Source organism: Ferrithrix thermotolerans DSM 19514, assembly GCF_900128965.1.
In the GTDB taxonomy this organism is placed as follows: Bacteria; Actinomycetota; Acidimicrobiia; order Acidimicrobiales; family Acidimicrobiaceae; genus Ferrithrix; species Ferrithrix thermotolerans.
This window is the reverse complement of sequence record NZ_FQUL01000019.1, coordinates 24,845-41,271: the sequence shown is the minus strand read 5'-3', so window position 1 is coordinate 41,271 and position 16,427 is coordinate 24,845. Positions and strand designations below refer to the sequence as shown.

The window sequence follows — 16,427 nt, the reverse complement described above, 5'->3', positions numbered from 1 at the left end:
CCAGATCCCGAACAACGCCAGATCTATGACTCACTCGGGATTAGTGACCCCTTACCCAGGAGAGCCAAGGTAGTAGCCAGTTTGTAGTGCCCTATCCACTGGGACTAAGCCGCTGAGCTGGGAGTTGTTGGGTGGGGATCGAAAGTTGGGTTAGGTCATCTGCCAAGGTGGAGTCTTTGAGATATTTTACATTCGTTAGTTTTGAGGAAGGGGCAATAGCTTAGGAGATGATCATTGCTAGAGTTATGTTTTTCTCTTTGGAGCTATTACCCATTGAGCCTATGAGATGTGAACTCTTTGCCAAAGCGTAAAGAAGTGCAGAAGCACCGTGTCTTTAGTGGAGGTAATCCCAAAGTCGCTTCCAGCATCAATGACTGTTTTTCTTCGCAAGAGCTAAGGTAAGCGCTTCTGTAGACGAAAGGGAAAGCTTTGAGACGTTAGCCACCGTGTTGTGGTTTACCCTACCGCCTTCTCTGCAGCTACTATGTACAAGATAGCTATGGTACTCCTTCTCACCACGCCTGCTTGCTTGCTATGTGAGATACATGCATTGAAGCGTTCTTTGGATCCACATGGCTATACCAACACAGGACATCTCATATACCAAGTAAATTACTGGCTACAACTTATAACCAAAACAAATCATGATCACTACTCAAAGTAAGAGAGCATGGATTTAGGTGGAGTAAGTTCGCTTAGGAACCGCTAGCTAGTGACACGGCCTTCGGGCGGGCGAAAACCCCTACAAAGTCACGATCAGTCACCCCAAAGTAGCGACTTACTGGCCGTAGCATGCCCCCAACAAGCTGCGACCCATTCGCCGGAGATGCCAGGGTTCCCGGGGTTTGATTGAAGTAGAAGAAGTTTACCCAGTCAGTATTTATATCAAATTCCATAGCTCTCACCGCTCCCGCTTTAACTAGCAGGTTAGCGAGCGATGGAACAGAGAGACCCGGACCAGCCACGTAAACGATAGCACCGTCCTTCGTCACGCCCACTCCAGAGCGCCAAACCAGGACAGTATTACCGACCGTCTGACCCCAGATCGTGTAGTTATTGTCGTAAACCGCTGGGTTAATCTTTCCGTGGTCTACCAAAAGGGTCAGGTTTTGCCTGACTACGGCCACGTCGCTAGGGATCTTCTGACCGTCGTGCCACGCCACTACGTTGGCTGATCCATTCTTGTAGATCACAAAGGACGCTGCATTGTCGACCAGAGGCACAGCGAACTTTCCGTAGGCGTAGTATCCACCTTGGGCGTCTTGCATCCTAAAGCCTGAGTTGAATGCAGCAACAAGATTACTTTGCATGGACGCCGGTATTGGGGATTTATAAGGCCAGGGGCCACCAGATGGGGGCTGTTGATACCCTGCAAACTGAGTGAAGTTGACCAAGTGTGGATCCATCCAAGCGATCCCTGCTATTAGCGAGGTATGGATAGGATCTGGTCGAAGAAGTGTCACATATAGACTTGGATATCCATTGATTGTCAAACCCTCAGGAGTCCACTTACCTTCGTTTGGTAAAGAGGGAAAGGCCAAAGGAGTGATAGGCGTGGGTGGCGGAAGGTGAGGAGTCGTGGAGAGCTCCGTGCTTGCACTAACCTTTGCCTTACCCTTCGGAATAAACGCCCCTTTGGGAGGCCGACCACCCACCTTAGGAGCATTGAGGGTATACCACATGTTCTCAAGAGTTCTCACAAGAGAAGCTCCTCCATGGCCTCGAACCCACTCTACAGTTGTAACACCAAAGCCAGCACCTCCCGGCGCCGTCAGAGCATTGACATAGGAGTAACCCGTAATCAAAATGAGCAGTGAGAAAACCCCTACGGCGCTACGGCGAATCAAAAAAGTTCGTTTAGACGGCCGACGTCTTCTTCGTGTTCGCAAAATTTCTCCCGCATTAGTCTAATGTGAGTTGTTAACGTTCAAAGGAGGAAACGGCAACGCATCCGACTCCAACACACTACATGAATCCGCCTCAAAAACTGCTGTGAACTGTGCTCCGTGGCCACAGCGATCGTTGTCTGAAACCGAAATTGTGCCTCCATGGGCAATCACAATTGACTTGACTATTGCGAGTCCGAGACCCGATCCTCCCCGATCCCGGCTCCGGGACTCGTCAAGACGCGTAAATCTATCAAAGATCTTCTCCCTGTCTTGCTCCCGGACACCCTTACCATCGTCCGCCACCTGGAAAACAACGTGTGAGTCCACCGCCTTAAGCGAGACCCACACCTGCGACGACGCGTGCCTCACCGCATTCTCTAAAAGGTTCCTAACCACGGAACGAATTCTCTCTGAATCTCCTTGGATGCGACCGGCAGACATATCAGAGAGATCGAAGCGCACATCGGTAAGAGCCCTCAACCTTTGGCACTCCTCAACAGCCAGTTCATCGATATCGACGCTTTGAAATGTTCCAAGAAGCTGACCAGCATCGGCCTTTGCGAGAAGCAGAAGGTCCTCGATAATATGTTGCATCCTCTGGCTCTCAGCGATACCGGTTCTGGCTGTTGCGACCCAGTCAACCTCATCTGGATGGCGGATCGCTATCTCTAGTGACGCTCTTAGAGCAGACAAAGGACTCTTTAGTTCGTGCGAAGCGTCAGCAACGAAGCGCTTCCTCTCTTCAGTGGAGATCTCCAGACGTTCAAGCATTTGGTTCATTGTGTGGGCGAGCCGCGAGATCTCATCTCCTTGACTGGGCTCATACACTCTTCGAGAAAGGTTAGTCTCGGAGATCTCATCCACATCAACACGAATTCGTTCCACAGCTTCAAAAGCTTTCTTGGATGTTAGCCAAGTCGCCACTACAACGACGGTAATCAACAAGGGAAAGCCCGCCAGCAGTATTAGCAACAGTGTCCTCACCGACTGGTCAACAGACTGAAGCGACGCCCAGACGTAGACGTAGTAGTTACCCGGAGCAGTACTGCCAGAAAAGATGACGTTCTTCGACTGCTTCTTGGACTGAAATACCTCGTAGGTCTTAGCAGCCTGAGTCTCTACAGGCACCGCAACATCGACACGGTTGGCCACCAGTATGTAGTTATGGTCATGATCGCCTACTTGGGCAATCGCATTGTTTGACTGCCTTACAACGGTTTGAGACGTACCTTTCATCTGTGGAAACTGGTACTGTGGTCTTTCTCCTTCGAGGTTTTGAGTAAAGGCAATCACTTTTCCATCGGGAGCTATTACTTGGGCCGCAAGATCACCCCTTGGAATCGGTATCGGGTTGGGGAGTTCACCTCCTTGAACCAGCGATACGATGTTGACCGACTCGTTCTTTGCGGTCTCAATCACATTTGCAGTGAGCTCGCTTCGCAGGAGCTCAACCATGATGATAGAACCAAGTAGTAACGCACTGCTTACTACGAGGGAGGCCACGAGCGTGGTTCGAGCACGAACAGACCAGCGCTTCTTCGCTCCTCTATCACGAGCTCTACGAGCTTTTGACCAATCACGCGAACCGTAAGTCACCGTTTCAGGTAAGCCTCCACAGCAACTCCTCAGTGAGTCTTCAAAGGAGATAAAATCAATTTCAAATCCTTAGCTTACCTTGGATACGACCGGATCCTCACTGTTGGCACCACCTGACTCATCGAGGAGATAACCAACTCCTCTCACGGTCTTAATCGACTTGGTGCCAAAAGGCAGATCGATCTTACGCCGAAGGTAACCTATGTAGACCTCAACTATGTTCGAGTCGCCTTCAAAGTCGTAATCCCACACGTGCTCTATTATCTCTCGCTTGGTCAAAACGCGACCCTTAGACCTAAGTAGCAACTCGAGGAAAGAAAACTCGCGTGACGTTAGGTCGATCTCAACATCACCTCGCTTTACGATGTGGCTGGCGGGATCGAGACTTAGCTCGCCAGCTGAGAGAACGGGAGGACGACTCTCAACCCCCCTTCGCAATAAAGCCCTCATGCGCGCCAACAAAACCGTAAAAGAGAAGGGCTTTTTCAAGAAGTCGTCTGCTCCGGTATCAAGAGCTTCTGCTTCGTCGAGCTCCCCGTCCTTCGCAGTGAGCATGAGGATAGGAGTCCAGATCTCTTCTTTCCTCAAGGTATCAGTCAACTTAAAGCCGTTCATTCCCGGCAACATTATGTCAAGTACAATAATGTCATACGCAGTCTCTTTAGCCATCCGAAGACCTTCGAGACCGTCTTTCGCCAGATCTACAGCAAATCCTTCGGCGCTTAGACCACGCTTAAGCGCCTCTCCCAAACTAACTTCGTCGTCAACTAATAGTACCCTCACGTAAAGAAACTCCTTACTATCTGGCTATAGTGCAACGATAACCGATTTTCCTGAGATGTTTCATAGTTGAAACTATGAGCATCGTATGAACTACGATAAAGCTATAGGCTAAGTTCAAAAAGGGGAGTTTTATGAAAATCGAAGTTGACTTTGACAAGTGTCAATCGAACGCAGTTTGCATGCAGATAGCACCTTCAATATTTGAGGTGCGCGAAGATGGGTTTCTGTATATCTTGAACGAATCTCCCGACAACTCCATGAGATCCATCGTGGAAAAAGCGGTCGCTAGTTGCCCCACCCAAGCCATCAAGATCGTCTAAAACCCGAGGAACAATGACCCAAAGTTCGATAGAGCGTTGCGTTATAGTTGGTGCTTCACTTGCGGGATTTCGTAGCGCTCGCGAGCTTCGCCGTCTTGGGTTCAAAGGGGAGATAGTCCTAATTGGAGAGGAGCACCATCACCCCTATCAAAGACCTCCTTTATCGAAACAGATCTTGAAAGGCACGACCAGCAAAGAGCGAGTTTATCTGAGGGGAACCGTAGAGGAGCCCTTCTCCCTTCGGCTAGGGGTCACAGCGACATCTATCGATCAGAACAACCGGGTTGTATTCACCTCGGACCATGAGGATCTCAGTTACGACGCTCTCATAGTAGCCACAGGCGCTACTCCTATAACGCCTCCGGGTCTTGCACCGTCAACACGAGTCATGTACTTTCGCACACTGGATGACGCTGTAAAGCTACGGGCGAGCATCTCTTCTTCTATGCGCATAGGGATACTAGGCGCAGGTTTTATCGGGTCTGAGATCGCCTCATCCCTCGTAGGTCAAGTAAGTGATGTAGTCCTATTTGACGCATCTCCTACTCCAATGGCACAGGCGCTTGGAACCCACCTAGCAAAAAAGCTCTCCGACCTTCATCGAAAGATGGGTGTGAAGACGTGTTTTGGAGAGCCTATAGGGGTAGTTGAAACAGATGCGGGTTCTACACTCATCGCTAATGGCTCGTCGAAAAGTTATGAGCTCGATCTTTTGGTAGTGGGAGTCGGTGTAAGGCCTGCCACCAACTGGCTCGGTCAAGACTCCGGGTTCCAGCTGGGCAGGGAGGGCGCTCTCTTAGCCGACAGCTGCGGACGTATAGACGAAGAAGGTGTCCATTTCGCAGTGGGAGACGTGGCTAGTTGGTACTCGCCACATTACAAGAAGAACCTCCACATTGAGCACTTTGAGTCTGCTGTCAACCAAGCTCTAAACGTTGCTCGGTACATCACCAATGCAGAGCAGGTAGTCCACGAGCTTCCTTTTGCCTGGACTGAACAGCACGGCCACCTCATCCAAACCATCGGAGTTCGAACTGAAGGGTCCGAAGAAGAGGTGATTACCAAGGACGCACAAACCGTTGTATACTTCCACGACGGTTTGCGACTCACAGGAGCGGCTCTCTTTGACGGGAGCGAACATCTTCCAGAGATAAAATCAAGGATTACCAACTCCCTAGAGTAATCCTGACGTTCCTGTATGTGCCAAGATAATCCGCTCGCATAGTTTCAGTTCTCACAGTCCCAAGATCCGATATACCAATCCCAAATCATTAGAAGTCACCGACGACTCTAGACCACGACGGCACCTGAGAAAAAAATGATTGGGGACTGATTTCACTCAGTCCCCAAAAACCCGGCTGACTCTGCAGCCTCCCCTCCGAAACCTTGGGCCAAGGCCTGTTACTACTGTAGCATACAAGTGACCAAAGTCACAACTTTAATCCATGAATTCGGTAATTAGAAGGGGAAAATGTCTTCAGTGGGTGTCCCTTTACCTGTGTAGTCCCTGTACCCAGTAGTCTCCAGCTCTTCAGCTAGCTCTGGACCTCCTTCAGTTACAAAGAGGCCGTGAGCCAGAACTAGAACCCTAGAGACGGTTAGGGTCTTGAGAAGACGGGAGTAGTGAGTAATAGCAACCACGGCCATCGAGTTCGAAGAGCTAAGATCTTCAATTCTCTGAGATACCTGCCGCAGAGCATCGATATCAAGTCCTGAGTCGAGCTCATCAAGTACAGCGAGCCTGGCGGGCACAAGAGACAGAAGCAGTGTCTCCAACCTCTTCTTCTCGCCTCCGGAGAGATCAACGTTTACCCATCGCCCCAGAAGAGACTCGGAGAAGCCAATCTTCCTAGCTTCATTAGCGACACGACTCTCGACACCATCTAGGTCTAGCCCTCGCGCTGATAGAGCGGCACCTACGAGATCCTTCAGATCGACTCCTTCTACCTCCTGAGGATACTGCGACACAAGGGAAAGTCCAAGCTGGGCACGCTCATGTGTGCTAAGAGAGGATAGGTCTTGACCCATAAACCTAATCGATCCCTGATCGATACGATATCCCGGCTTACCTAGCAACACATTAGAGAGGGTCGTCTTTCCAGAACCGTTTGGTCCCATTATGGCTACCTTCTCACCTTCCCCAACGGTCAAAGATACGCCCCGCAGAATCTCTTTTTCACCTACCGAAACATGAAGATCGGTAATCTCCAGCACTGGAACCATGGACGCTTGGCTCATGATCTCTCCATCGTTACAAAGACGTCATCGCCTTCAATGGCAACGCCAAAGACAGGCACTGGTTTTGTTGCTGGGAGGCACTGGGGCTTTCCATCGATCAAAGAGAAGGTGCTACCGTGCTTCCAGCACTCGATCTCCCTCTCCTCTTTGTACACCTCTCCCTCTGATAGGTAGTACTTTGCGTGAGAGCAGATATCACCTATTGCATAGAAGTCGTCATCGATTCTGACTATGGCAATTTTTACTCCCTTTACCTGGAACTGACGAGCCTCACCGCTTTTCAGATCTTCTCGTTTGCAGACAAAGTGCATGCCCTTACTTCTTTCTTTTCTCTCTACCACTTTCGCTCCAGTGACTCAAGTACCAAACTTGACAGATCTAACCCTTGCACAGACTCCGTGAGATCCCGAAAAAACCCACTCACAATCATCTTTTCGGCCACTTCGGTCGTTATACCCTTTGTCTCAAGGTAGAAGCGTTGGTCCGCATCTACGGGGCCCACGGCAGAAGCGTGAGAGCACCGAACGTCACTCTCTTGGATATCGAGATTTGGCACAGAGTCAGCGCGAGCGCTCTCACTGAGGACGATGTTACGATTGGTCTGAAATGCATTAGATCCTCTGGCGCCTTTTTCTATCGCAATTAGCCCTGAATAGATGGAGTGTGAGCTACCCGCAACCGCTCCTTTGTACAAGAGGTCGGAATGAGTTGCCGGAGCTAGGTGTCTCTGGAAGGTTCGGAACTCCATAGTCTGCGTACCTCCTGCAACGTAGCCTGCCTTTAGATAGGCCTGTGCCCCCCTACCGTGCAGACTCGACACGCTCCTAAGTCTTGAGTAGTCGCCACCCAGCGAGACGGTAAGAGACTTTAGTGTTCCCCCCTGGTCGATCTGAGAGTCATAGTAACTTAGGTCCCAGGCTCCATCACTGAGATTTTGCAGAACCACAACACTCAACTCCGCGTCCCTTCCAACCTCGACTGAGATACTGTCGAGGAAGAGACTGTCTCTGCTACCGCCTTCCCTAACGAGCGCCAATACACCTTTGGTATAGTTGGGAACCTTTATGTGCAGGTCTCGCGCAAAGACCGCTCCGTCAACATCTGGAGCTAAGAGCCCCAAGAACACAGAAGAATTCTCACTCGAATCGCCAACTACGATAGAGGTCTTCTTAGTCGACAACAGCTTACTCAGGTAGTGAAACGGCTCCTGCTGATCTAAGACTGCTTCAGCAGATGAAGCATCATTCTCGTTGGCTGTAAGTACTGTATCACTCGCTACGCCCTGGCAAACGGATTCAAAGTCCTCGACAACGATCTCTACGCCGAACGCGTCAGATCCAAGCTCGTGCCACCTTGAGATCCACTCAGATACGTAGCCGTTTGAGCTTCGAATATGTGGATTTACCACCTTATATTTCGATAAATCAAGCTCATCAACTCGCCCATAGCGCCAGTCTTCTAGGGAAGTATTAGGTGCTTCCATATCCCCGAGCACTCTCTCGATGCTCTCCAAGATTGCACCCTTGTTCAGCTCCTCAGGGAGCGACCAAGATAGATCTTCTCTAAATAATCGCAACTAAATCCATCCCTAACGACTCGATACCCAAATTGAATCCCATAATTACACTACCGCAATGTGATAAATTCCCCGACTGATGCGGATGGAAAACTAACGAGCAGCAATCCAACACAACCCCTACTGCCTGCAAGTATCCATTAGCATATGCTATCTGCAACGTCCTACTGAATAAAATAAAGGAGTACCCGTGTCCAACGTCTCTGTCGCGGAAGAGTCAAAGAGGCAACATCATCCTTGGGTGGAGCTACACAAGTCAGAGAAGCCCGTAAAGGTCTTCGACCAACTGCCGCGAGACAACGCCGTAAGTAGGTTTAACGCATGGCTCGCCGTCAAGATAACCAAGGCTGTTGGCTCCATGTGGTGCGCCTATCTCTTCGCCGCATTTGACATGCTGTCACTTCCGGCGGCTATTAGATCGGGAATACAAGCAATTGTGTCATGGGTTGCCCAAACCTTCCTCCAACTTGTTCTTCTTTCAATCATCATGGTAGGCCAAGATGTACAGGCCAAGGCCGCTGACAAACGAGCCGACCAAACGTACCAAGATGCAGAGGCGCTTTTACACGAGACCCAGATCATCGACAATCACCTTGCCGAACAGGACAAGAAGATCGATGATCTTGAGACCAAGGTTCTGCAACATCTTGCCGAGTTACAGAAACTGGTCGCATCAGCAAAGCAGGAGTGAAAATAAAAGAGTTGTTCAATGCCAGCGGGAGACCAGACTTTTTGATTGCTCCCTGTTACCTTTATGAGATAGCAAAGGAGGAGAGATGTCAGCAGTAGCAGTCGAACATGTTGGCAATATAGCTGTCGTAAGGCTTAGCAGATCACACAAGCTGAACGCTATGGGCAAAGAGTACTTCGACGAGATGCCCAAGGTGCTCAAAGAGCTGGACTCCAACGACCACATCAGGGCTGTAGTCATAACAGCCGATGGCCAACATTTTAGCTCCGGATTAGATCTTTCGGAGATGAGCACACTCTCCGGTAACCACCAAGACGGCAAGACCAATCTTCATAGCCATATCAAGTCACTGCAAAGTACTACTGAGCTGCTAGCGAACCTTAGGCACCCAACCATCGCAGCCGTCTCTGGGTACTGCATTGGAGGCGGGATCGATCTAATCTCAGCCTGTTCGATCAGATTCTGCTCCGCAGATTCGGTCTTTTCAATTAGAGAAACCAAGATCGCAATCGTTGCAGATCTAGGGACCTTACAACTCCTACCCTCAATCATACCAAAAGGTTTACTGTACGAACTTGCCCTTACTGGCCGCGACTTTGATGCCACCGAAGCCCTTCGCATTAACCTCGTAAACGAGGTGCTACCGGATAAGGAACTATGTGAAAGGCGTGCCTTGAACCTCGCAGCCGAGATCGCCGAAAACTCTTTAGCTGCGGTGCGAGGTACCAAGAAGATACTAGACGGTATCTACAACGAGGATCTTGCCAAAAACCTTGAGTACGTTGCTCTTTGGAACACAGCGTTTTTGAATCGAGAGGACCTGAGAGAAGTAGCTAGAGCGTTTGCTGAAAAACGGCCTCCTAGGTTCTCTGAGCCCTAGCTCTTCCGTCCCCTCCACTTTGACATGATGCCTCTGGGCTTTTCTTGCGCAACCTCCTGAGCCTCTTCCTCAACGACTTTTTCCGCATCCTGCAGCACCGCCTGGACATCTTCGCTATCTATATCGTTGGGTTCCGGGCCCAAAGCCTTTGGAATCAGAGAGCCATGAACCCAAGCTACATCTGCCAAGCGGGGCGCAAAGGATGGGCAGTTATCGGGACATCTCCAAGGAGCCTCTGGAGCAAGATCCAAAACACAAAATCTCGATGCCTCGCCAGAGTCGTAGGTCCTGCTTTGAAAGTGCTTACACTCTTCACGCATCATTTTTCTATGTCTATCTCCTATCGGCTGTGCTACGCACGTCCCCAGAGGTAACTCCGCTGGCACGAGACGAATCAACCCTCCAAAACATTACCACGCTTACATCCAAGTCACCTGTAGATGCTCTGTATCCTCTTTAGGAGCTACTCACAGAGGCTGACTGAGAATCTGCCCCACAGCCAGTGAAGTCGATAGCTCCTCTTAGAAAACCTTAGGTTTGAGTTCAGCGATGGCGTTATTTCAGCCTAATCGGCGATGCAAAGGGACTACCAGAACAAGGTCTTCCAAGTTGTAGGAGCCAAAGTTCTAAGTCTATTTCCTGGATCTTCAATGTTCACGTTGCTTTATATTTTTTACATAAGGGCTGGACGATAGGTGAAACCTGTGTCACTCTACAACTTAGCATCCAAGTCCCCTACCCTATCTCTAAGATCAGGCTCAGCAGGAAAATGTCCTAAATCCGTCTTATTTAACTCCCAGCTAAAACATAGCAACCAGCAGTTGTATGTATATGGAAAGTTTATGAGCTAGGAGAGAGAAGTGACAAGCGAAGAAAACTTTAATAAGGACCCAGACTCAACGGAGCAGGACTTAGCGGTAAACTCGCAAGGTTCTACAGAGCCAGACGGGGAGGAGACGATGAAAGAGTTCAACATCTTTTCCCACCTCGACCAGACCAAGGGAGCGAATCAGGACGGCCCTAATGACGGAGTTACCAATGCCGCTACGACGTCCGAGCCCTTCGCAGCGACAGCGGCGTACGCTGCTGGGGCATACTCCTACAGTAAGACAAACGATGGTGGTCAGCCTCATGCAGTAAAGAACAAAAACGGCAGAGGACTAAAGACTCTCGCTGGCATCACGCTTGTATCGACGCTCGTAGCTAGTGCCGTAGGTGCAGGAGTTGGTTACGAGGTAGCGAAGAACTCCACGAACAGTCAGGCACCAGTGATCAAGCAGGTTACAGCTACACCACTGGCGAGTGCAACTAGCTCATCGGGGACCATCGACGTCCCTCAGCTGCTAAGCCAGGTTGAGCCAGCGGTCGTGGACATCAACACAACGGGCTATATATCAACACCTTCAAACGGCTTCTTTGGCGGATACACCTCTAGCCAGTTCCAGGCAGCTGGGACCGGTATGATCATATCTCCTAATGGATATGTGCTCACTAACAATCACGTGATCGCAAACGCCAGCTCCATAACCGTAACTCTTTACAACTCAAAGAAGACGTACAAAGCTCGGGTTATAGGAGCCAACCCCACACATGACGTGGCGTTGATTCAGATACAAGGTGCCTCCAATCTCCCAACGGTTACACTGGGCAACTCTAACACCGTCAAGGTCGGTGATCCTGTTGTGGCCATAGGTAACGCTCTCGCCCTCCAGGGTACTCCTACCGTAACAGAGGGTATTGTATCCGCTTTAGGCCGCACGGTACAGGCACAGAACGAGACCGGAGCAACGGAGACGCTCTACAACATGATTCAAACCGATGCACCTATCAATCCCGGGAACTCAGGAGGACCTCTTCTAAACGCACAAGGGTACGTCATCGGCATGAATACAGCGGCCGCCACCGGTGCTGGCGGCTCACAGTCCGCCCAGGGTATCGGATTTGCGGAGCCAATTAACTCGGTCTTAGCAATCGTAAAGCAGATAGAAGCGCACCCAAATACCAACACTAGTGTTGCCTCTCATGGCTTCCTCGGAGTAGGCGTTCAAAATCTAACGGCATCTCTAGCGTCGCAACTTGGATACCCATCTAGTACAGAGGGCGTGTTAGTAGACAACGTTGTAGCCAACTCCCCTGCCATGGCGGCTGGCATCCAGTCCGGAGACGTGATCCAGTCCGTTGGGAGCACTAAGGTCACTGACATCAACCAACTGGTCGCTGCGATCGATTCAAAGTCGGCGGGGAGCACTGTGACAGTTACCTGGTTGGACCCAAATACCGGTCAAAACTCTGCTACAGTCACGTTAGCAGCCGCTCCCGCTGGAGCCTAAGCTGAACCTGAGAGTAGTCGAAAGGCAGGAACAACGATGAAAAATATAGCATCTCCAACACAGGGGTCTCGAGTGGGGAAGGATCCCCTTGGGATCAAGGTATTGGTCATCGACGACGAACCGCCTATAACGGAACTACTCAACATGTCTCTAAGCTTCGAAGGCTACGAGGTAGCCTCCGCCAACTCAGGTCGGGAAGGTCTCGAAAAGGCTCGGTCTTTCCGACCTGATCTGATCGTACTGGACATCATGATGCCGGATCTAGACGGCTTTCAGGTACTAAAGCGCCTCCGGGAAGAAGGTAACAAGACCCCCGTGCTGTTCCTCACTGCAAAGGATGCGGTGGAGGATCGAGTTACGGGTCTCACAGCAGGTGCCGATGACTACCTACCAAAACCTTTCTCCTTGGCCGAGCTCTCAGCGAGAGTGGGGGCTATCTTGAGGCGGTCAGGCAACTCCCCAGAGCGCCAAGCCCGCTTGGTGTTTGGCGACTTAGTCCTTGACGAAGATACTCATGAGGTGCGCCGGGGAGATGAACTGATCGAACTCACTGCCACTGAGTTCAAACTACTGAGATTCCTCATGATTAACGCAAACAAGGTGGTCTCGAAGGCTCAGATTCTTGACCATGTTTGGGAGTACGACTTTGGCGGGGATGCCAACATAGTTGAAACTTATATCTCGTACCTTAGGAAAAAGATCGATACAAACCAGCCACCACTTATAAAGACGATAAGAGGCGTTGGCTACAGCCTGCGCCTTCCATCGTAGATTAGCCTACATGTCGCTTAGGGCAAAGCTTCTTAGCATCATACTGGGCCTCTTGGCTCTCACAACCCTGATCTTGGACCTGGCTCTGTACTCGTCTCTAAACTCCTTTCTCTATCAGCGATTAGACGAACAGCTAGTCAGCTCCATGAGTTCAGCATCACACGTCCTTGTAAACGGTGATCTAAATGGAGGTCTTGTTCCCCAAAGTGCTCTAGGTCAATGGCCCGTTGGAACCTACATCGAGTTCATTGATCGTTCAGGAGTTGGGCTGACTTTGCCGATCAAAGCTGCTAACAATACGATTGGTCCACCGCCCAACTTGATAAGGTCTGCCGGCAAGTCGGTATCGTATACCTTCCAGGTGGGTCAGGTTACAACCGTTAAAGCTGTAGGGGAAAGCCAAGATCTCTCTTATAGGGTTCTTGCCATAGATGAAAGTCTGCCCATAGGGAGTGGACTTGTGGTGGTAGCTCTACCTGAAACTCAAGTGGACGCAACCTTGCACAGGCTACTGGTCGTGGAGCTGTTAGTATCAGTTGGCGTCCTGCTTCTTCTTTCATCGATTGGGAGCGCGTCGTTACGGTTCGGACTCCGACCAATTCAAGCTATGACTGACACGGCGTCCGCTATCGCAGATGGACAGCTCGATAGACGAGTAGAGGCAAAAGGAACCGGAACAGAGGTCCTACGTCTCGCAAACGCTCTAAACAAGATGCTCGAACGCATCCAGAGCGCTCTCGACCGATCGAAAAACTCAGAGGAGAGGCTTAGGGTCTTCATAGCTGATGTCAGCCACGAACTCCGCACGCCCCTAACATCAATTCAGGGATACGCTGAACTCTACAAGGCAGGCGCACTACAGAACGAGGCAGATCTAAAGAGGAGTATTGAAAGGATCGAGTCAGAGGCCAAGCGAATGAGTGCTTTGGTTGAAGACTTACTCCTGTTAGCAAGGATGGATCAAAACCGTCCTCTCATCCTTGAACCTATCGATCTGTCTCACCTAGTTGAACTGGCGGTAACCGACGCCTCTGTAGTACAGCCCGAGCGCAAGTTCGATGTCAACTTAGCTCAAAACTTATGGGTTCTCGGCGATAAAAACCAGATCACACAGGTTGTTGCAAACCTTATGTCGAACGTAAGGAGTCACACGCCGCCAGACTCGCCGGTGTGGGTGTCCACCCACAGAATTTCAAAACTGGAGCCCATACCGCCTGGAGCAAAGTCTACTTCGAAAGATATCGGTGACCTATTTGGAAGCGTGGACCCAACAATCAAAGAACTGCTCTGGGAGAGCTACGCACGTCTAGAGGTGAGAGATAGTGGACCGGGTATTGAACCCGAAAATCTTTCAAAAGTATTTGAGCGCTTCTACCGTTCTGACGCATCGAGGTCAAGAGCGCAGGGAGGCGCCGGCCTAGGGCTTTCTTTGGTCGCTGCAATTGTACACGCACACGGTGGCCGAGCCTGGGTTTACAGCGCAGGCCTTGGCAAGGGGACGACCTTTGGTGTTGACTTACCCCTAATAGAGCCGGACAGCGTCGAATGATCAGACCAGCTAAGGGCACTTACAGAGTCGCACATCTTCTTGGACCCCTGCCCTAGCTAGATGATTCAGTCATGGAGCAAAGAACAATTTATCCACATGAAACCTAAAGTCGATATTAGAGTATGGCTCTTATTCTTGCCGCTCTAGAACAAGTTCCAAAACACCTTTGCAGAAGCTTCACGCATACCAAGTTGAGCCCTAATTACCAACACAAGTAAGAAGGTCGCGCACTAGGGACTATCCACGAGCGTATAGGCTACTCAACTCTAGTTCTTCGACGTACCACTAGAGCAACCTCAACCGATAGAACCATCCATTTGCAACTCGATTAGCCGTGACCACTCGACAGCGTACTCCATAGGTAGCGTTCTTGTAACTGGCTCGATAAAACCATTTACGATAAGACTCATCGCCTGGGGTTCGCTAAGTCCCCTAGTCATCAAATAAAACAACTGGTCTTCGCCGACCCTAGACACGGTCGCTTCATGACCGATTGATGCGTCTCTCTCACTTACCTCCATATAAGGCTTCGTCTCTGATATCGAGTGGTCGTCGAGCAACAGTGCATCGCAGCGTACGTAGCTCTTTGCGCCCTTGGCACCTTCGTCTACATGGACCAGTCCACGATAGGTCGAGATACCACCGTCTTTAGAGATGGACTTAGAAACGATCGTAGATGTTGTTTCAGGAGCTGCGTGCACCATCTTTGCTCCAGCATCTTGATGCTGGCCTGCTCCAGCATAGGCAACGGAGAGAACCTCACCTGACGCCTTTGGACCCACGAGATAAACTGCAGGGTATTTCATTGTCAGCCGGGAACCTATGTTTCCATCTATCCACTCCACCCTGGCTTCGGCTTCGGCTCTGGCACGCTTAGTGACAAGGTTGTAGACGTTCGTAGACCAATTTTGAATTGTGGTATACGTTATGCGGGCACCCGGCTTTGCTATCAGCTCAACAACCGCTGAGTGCAGCGAATCTGTAGTGTATACAGGAGCTGAACAACCTTCTATATAGTGGACCTGAGATCCTTCATCTGCAATTATCAGAGTCCTCTCGAATTGACCCATATTCTCAGCGTTTATCCGAAAGTAGGCCTGAAGAGGCATCTCTACCTTTACCCCTGGTGGAACATAGATAAACGAACCACCCGACCAGACAGCTGAGTTCAAAGCTGCAAACTTATTGTCGTTCGGGGGGATTACCGTACCGAAGTACTGCCGTACCAGATCGGGGTAGTCCCTGAGGGCTGAATCCATGTCGCAGAATAGAACCCCCTGGTCCTCGAGCTCTTTACGGTTTCGATGATACACAACCTCGGACTCGTACTGAGCTGTGACACCCGCTAGGTACTTCCGCTCTGCCTCCGGTATCCCAAGCTTTTCGTAGGTCGACTTGACTGAGTCTGGGAGCTGATCCCATGCATTCACCTGCTTGTCTGTAGGTTTTATGTAGTAGTAGATATCAGAGAAGTCCAGATCTGGCATGTTAACCGCAAACCAAGGTGCCATTGGTCGTTTGAAGAAGTTGGCCAACGCACGTAGCCTAAACTCGCGCATCCATGTCGGCTCCTTCTTCATGGCAGACATCTCTCTTACTATCTCTTCCGAGATCCCTTTTTTAGGCTTAAATACGTAATCCTCTACGTCTGCCCACCCAAGCTGGTACTTACCTAGATCTAAACTATTTGCCATTAGTGCCTCCTCACCGCTTCGGACCTACAGCACTCTGCGTTATAAACATTGTAGTCCTTATGCACCTAATTTGCACTATCGATATAGTACTAATGAAGATATAGTTTGGT

The 16,427-nt window shown here is 50.3% G+C and carries 15 protein-coding genes; 7 read left to right on the top strand and 8 right to left on the bottom strand.

Annotated features, from left to right (window positions below; translation table 11 throughout):
• Positions 1-695: 695 nt before the first annotated feature.
• The 3 genes from BUA24_RS07240 to BUA24_RS07230 all read right to left on the bottom strand — a co-directional run bounded on the left by BUA24_RS07240 (position 696) and on the right by BUA24_RS07230 (position 4,268).
• Complete coding sequence (locus tag BUA24_RS07240) at positions 696-1,889, bottom strand: phosphodiester glycosidase family protein (RefSeq protein ID WP_178138746.1); 1,194 nt, start codon at positions 1,887-1,889, stop codon at positions 696-698.
• Between the two features lie 18 nt (positions 1,890-1,907).
• Entirely contained in the window at positions 1,908-3,392 is a 1,485-nt protein-coding gene (locus tag BUA24_RS07235) for a sensor histidine kinase (RefSeq protein ID WP_143146449.1), read from the bottom strand.
• A 162-nt stretch (positions 3,393-3,554) separates the two neighbouring features.
• Positions 3,555-4,268, bottom strand: coding sequence for a response regulator transcription factor (locus tag BUA24_RS07230; RefSeq protein ID WP_072790584.1), 714 nt, complete (start codon positions 4,266-4,268; stop codon positions 3,555-3,557).
• A gap of 131 nt (positions 4,269-4,399) precedes the next feature.
• Between BUA24_RS07230 and BUA24_RS07225 the strand changes: the two genes are divergently transcribed.
• The gene (locus BUA24_RS07225; RefSeq protein ID WP_072790581.1) at positions 4,400-4,588 is read left to right on the top strand and encodes a ferredoxin; all 189 of its coding nucleotides are present in this window, start codon (positions 4,400-4,402) and stop codon (positions 4,586-4,588) included.
• Between the two features lie 13 nt (positions 4,589-4,601).
• Positions 4,602-5,771, top strand: a complete 1,170-nt coding sequence (locus tag BUA24_RS07220; RefSeq protein WP_072790578.1) for an NAD(P)/FAD-dependent oxidoreductase — start codon at positions 4,602-4,604, stop codon at positions 5,769-5,771.
• A gap of 275 nt (positions 5,772-6,046) precedes the next feature.
• Here the strand turns inward: BUA24_RS07220 and sufC are convergent, their stop codons facing one another.
• The 3 genes from sufC to BUA24_RS07205 are packed head-to-tail and all read right to left on the bottom strand — an operon-like array spanning position 6,047 to position 8,402.
• Positions 6,047-6,826: a Fe-S cluster assembly ATPase SufC gene (gene sufC / locus BUA24_RS07215; RefSeq protein WP_218587436.1), complete on the bottom strand. Its 780-nt coding sequence runs from the start codon at positions 6,824-6,826 to the stop codon at positions 6,047-6,049.
• Entirely contained in the window at positions 6,823-7,167 is a 345-nt protein-coding gene (locus tag BUA24_RS07210; protein WP_245790350.1) for a non-heme iron oxygenase ferredoxin subunit, read from the bottom strand. Before BUA24_RS07210 ends, sufC begins: the two co-directional genes overlap by 4 nt.
• Positions 7,161-8,402, bottom strand: a complete 1,242-nt coding sequence (locus tag BUA24_RS07205; RefSeq protein WP_072790576.1) for a SufB/SufD family protein — start codon at positions 8,400-8,402, stop codon at positions 7,161-7,163. The genes BUA24_RS07210 and BUA24_RS07205 overlap by 7 nt, the downstream gene beginning before the upstream one ends.
• 190 nt (positions 8,403-8,592) lie before the next feature.
• Here BUA24_RS07205 and BUA24_RS07200 point away from each other — a divergent pair, with 190 nt between their 5' ends.
• Together BUA24_RS07200 and BUA24_RS07195 are read left to right on the top strand one after the other, a co-directional pair.
• On the top strand, positions 8,593-9,093 hold the full coding sequence (locus BUA24_RS07200; RefSeq protein ID WP_072790573.1) for a DUF1003 domain-containing protein: 501 nt from the start codon (positions 8,593-8,595) through the stop codon (positions 9,091-9,093).
• Between the two features lie 85 nt (positions 9,094-9,178).
• The gene (locus BUA24_RS07195; protein ID WP_072790571.1) at positions 9,179-9,973 is read left to right on the top strand and encodes an enoyl-CoA hydratase-related protein; all 795 of its coding nucleotides are present in this window, start codon (positions 9,179-9,181) and stop codon (positions 9,971-9,973) included.
• Here BUA24_RS07195 and BUA24_RS07190 read toward each other — a convergent pair.
• Positions 9,970-10,296, bottom strand: a complete 327-nt coding sequence (locus tag BUA24_RS07190) for a hypothetical protein (RefSeq protein WP_072790568.1) — start codon at positions 10,294-10,296, stop codon at positions 9,970-9,972. The two genes, BUA24_RS07195 and BUA24_RS07190, sit on opposite strands and share 4 nt — an antisense overlap.
• 537 nt (positions 10,297-10,833) lie before the next feature.
• On the opposite strand from BUA24_RS07190, the gene BUA24_RS07185 reads away from it, so the two are divergent.
• From BUA24_RS07185 to BUA24_RS07175, 3 genes are read left to right on the top strand one after another with little or no spacing between them, the layout of a single operon-like run.
• Positions 10,834-12,303: a S1C family serine protease gene (locus tag BUA24_RS07185; RefSeq protein WP_084660299.1), complete on the top strand. Its 1,470-nt coding sequence runs from the start codon at positions 10,834-10,836 to the stop codon at positions 12,301-12,303.
• Between the two features lie 36 nt (positions 12,304-12,339).
• Positions 12,340-13,074: a response regulator transcription factor gene (locus tag BUA24_RS07180; protein ID WP_072790566.1), complete on the top strand. Its 735-nt coding sequence runs from the start codon at positions 12,340-12,342 to the stop codon at positions 13,072-13,074.
• A complete protein-coding gene (locus BUA24_RS07175; protein WP_143146447.1) occupies positions 13,046-14,623 on the top strand; it encodes a sensor histidine kinase in 1,578 nt (525 codons plus the stop codon). The genes BUA24_RS07180 and BUA24_RS07175 overlap by 29 nt, the downstream gene beginning before the upstream one ends.
• A gap of 296 nt (positions 14,624-14,919) precedes the next feature.
• Here the strand turns inward: BUA24_RS07175 and sufB are convergent, their stop codons facing one another.
• Positions 14,920-16,317: a Fe-S cluster assembly protein SufB gene (gene sufB / locus BUA24_RS07170; RefSeq protein ID WP_072790560.1), complete on the bottom strand. Its 1,398-nt coding sequence runs from the start codon at positions 16,315-16,317 to the stop codon at positions 14,920-14,922.
• Positions 16,318-16,427: the final 110 nt, after the last annotated feature.

Bases quoted from the DNA above. Each gene is read 5' to 3' on its own strand.
- BUA24_RS07225 (WP_072790581.1), top strand. From the start codon at position 4,400: ATGAAAATCGAAGTTGACTTTGACAAGTGTCAATCGAACGCAGTTTGC.
- BUA24_RS07220 (WP_072790578.1), top strand. From the start codon at position 4,602: ATGACCCAAAGTTCGATAGAGCGTTGCGTTATAGTTGGTGCTTCACTT.
- sufC (WP_218587436.1), bottom strand. From the start codon at position 6,826: ATGAGCCAAGCGTCCATGGTTCCAGTGCTGGAGATTACCGATCTTCAT.
- BUA24_RS07195 (WP_072790571.1), top strand. From the start codon at position 9,179: ATGTCAGCAGTAGCAGTCGAACATGTTGGCAATATAGCTGTCGTAAGG.
- BUA24_RS07190 (WP_072790568.1), bottom strand. From the start codon at position 10,296: ATGATGCGTGAAGAGTGTAAGCACTTTCAAAGCAGGACCTACGACTCT.
- BUA24_RS07180 (WP_072790566.1), top strand. From the start codon at position 12,340: ATGAAAAATATAGCATCTCCAACACAGGGGTCTCGAGTGGGGAAGGAT.
- sufB (WP_072790560.1), bottom strand. From the start codon at position 16,317: ATGGCAAATAGTTTAGATCTAGGTAAGTACCAGCTTGGGTGGGCAGAC.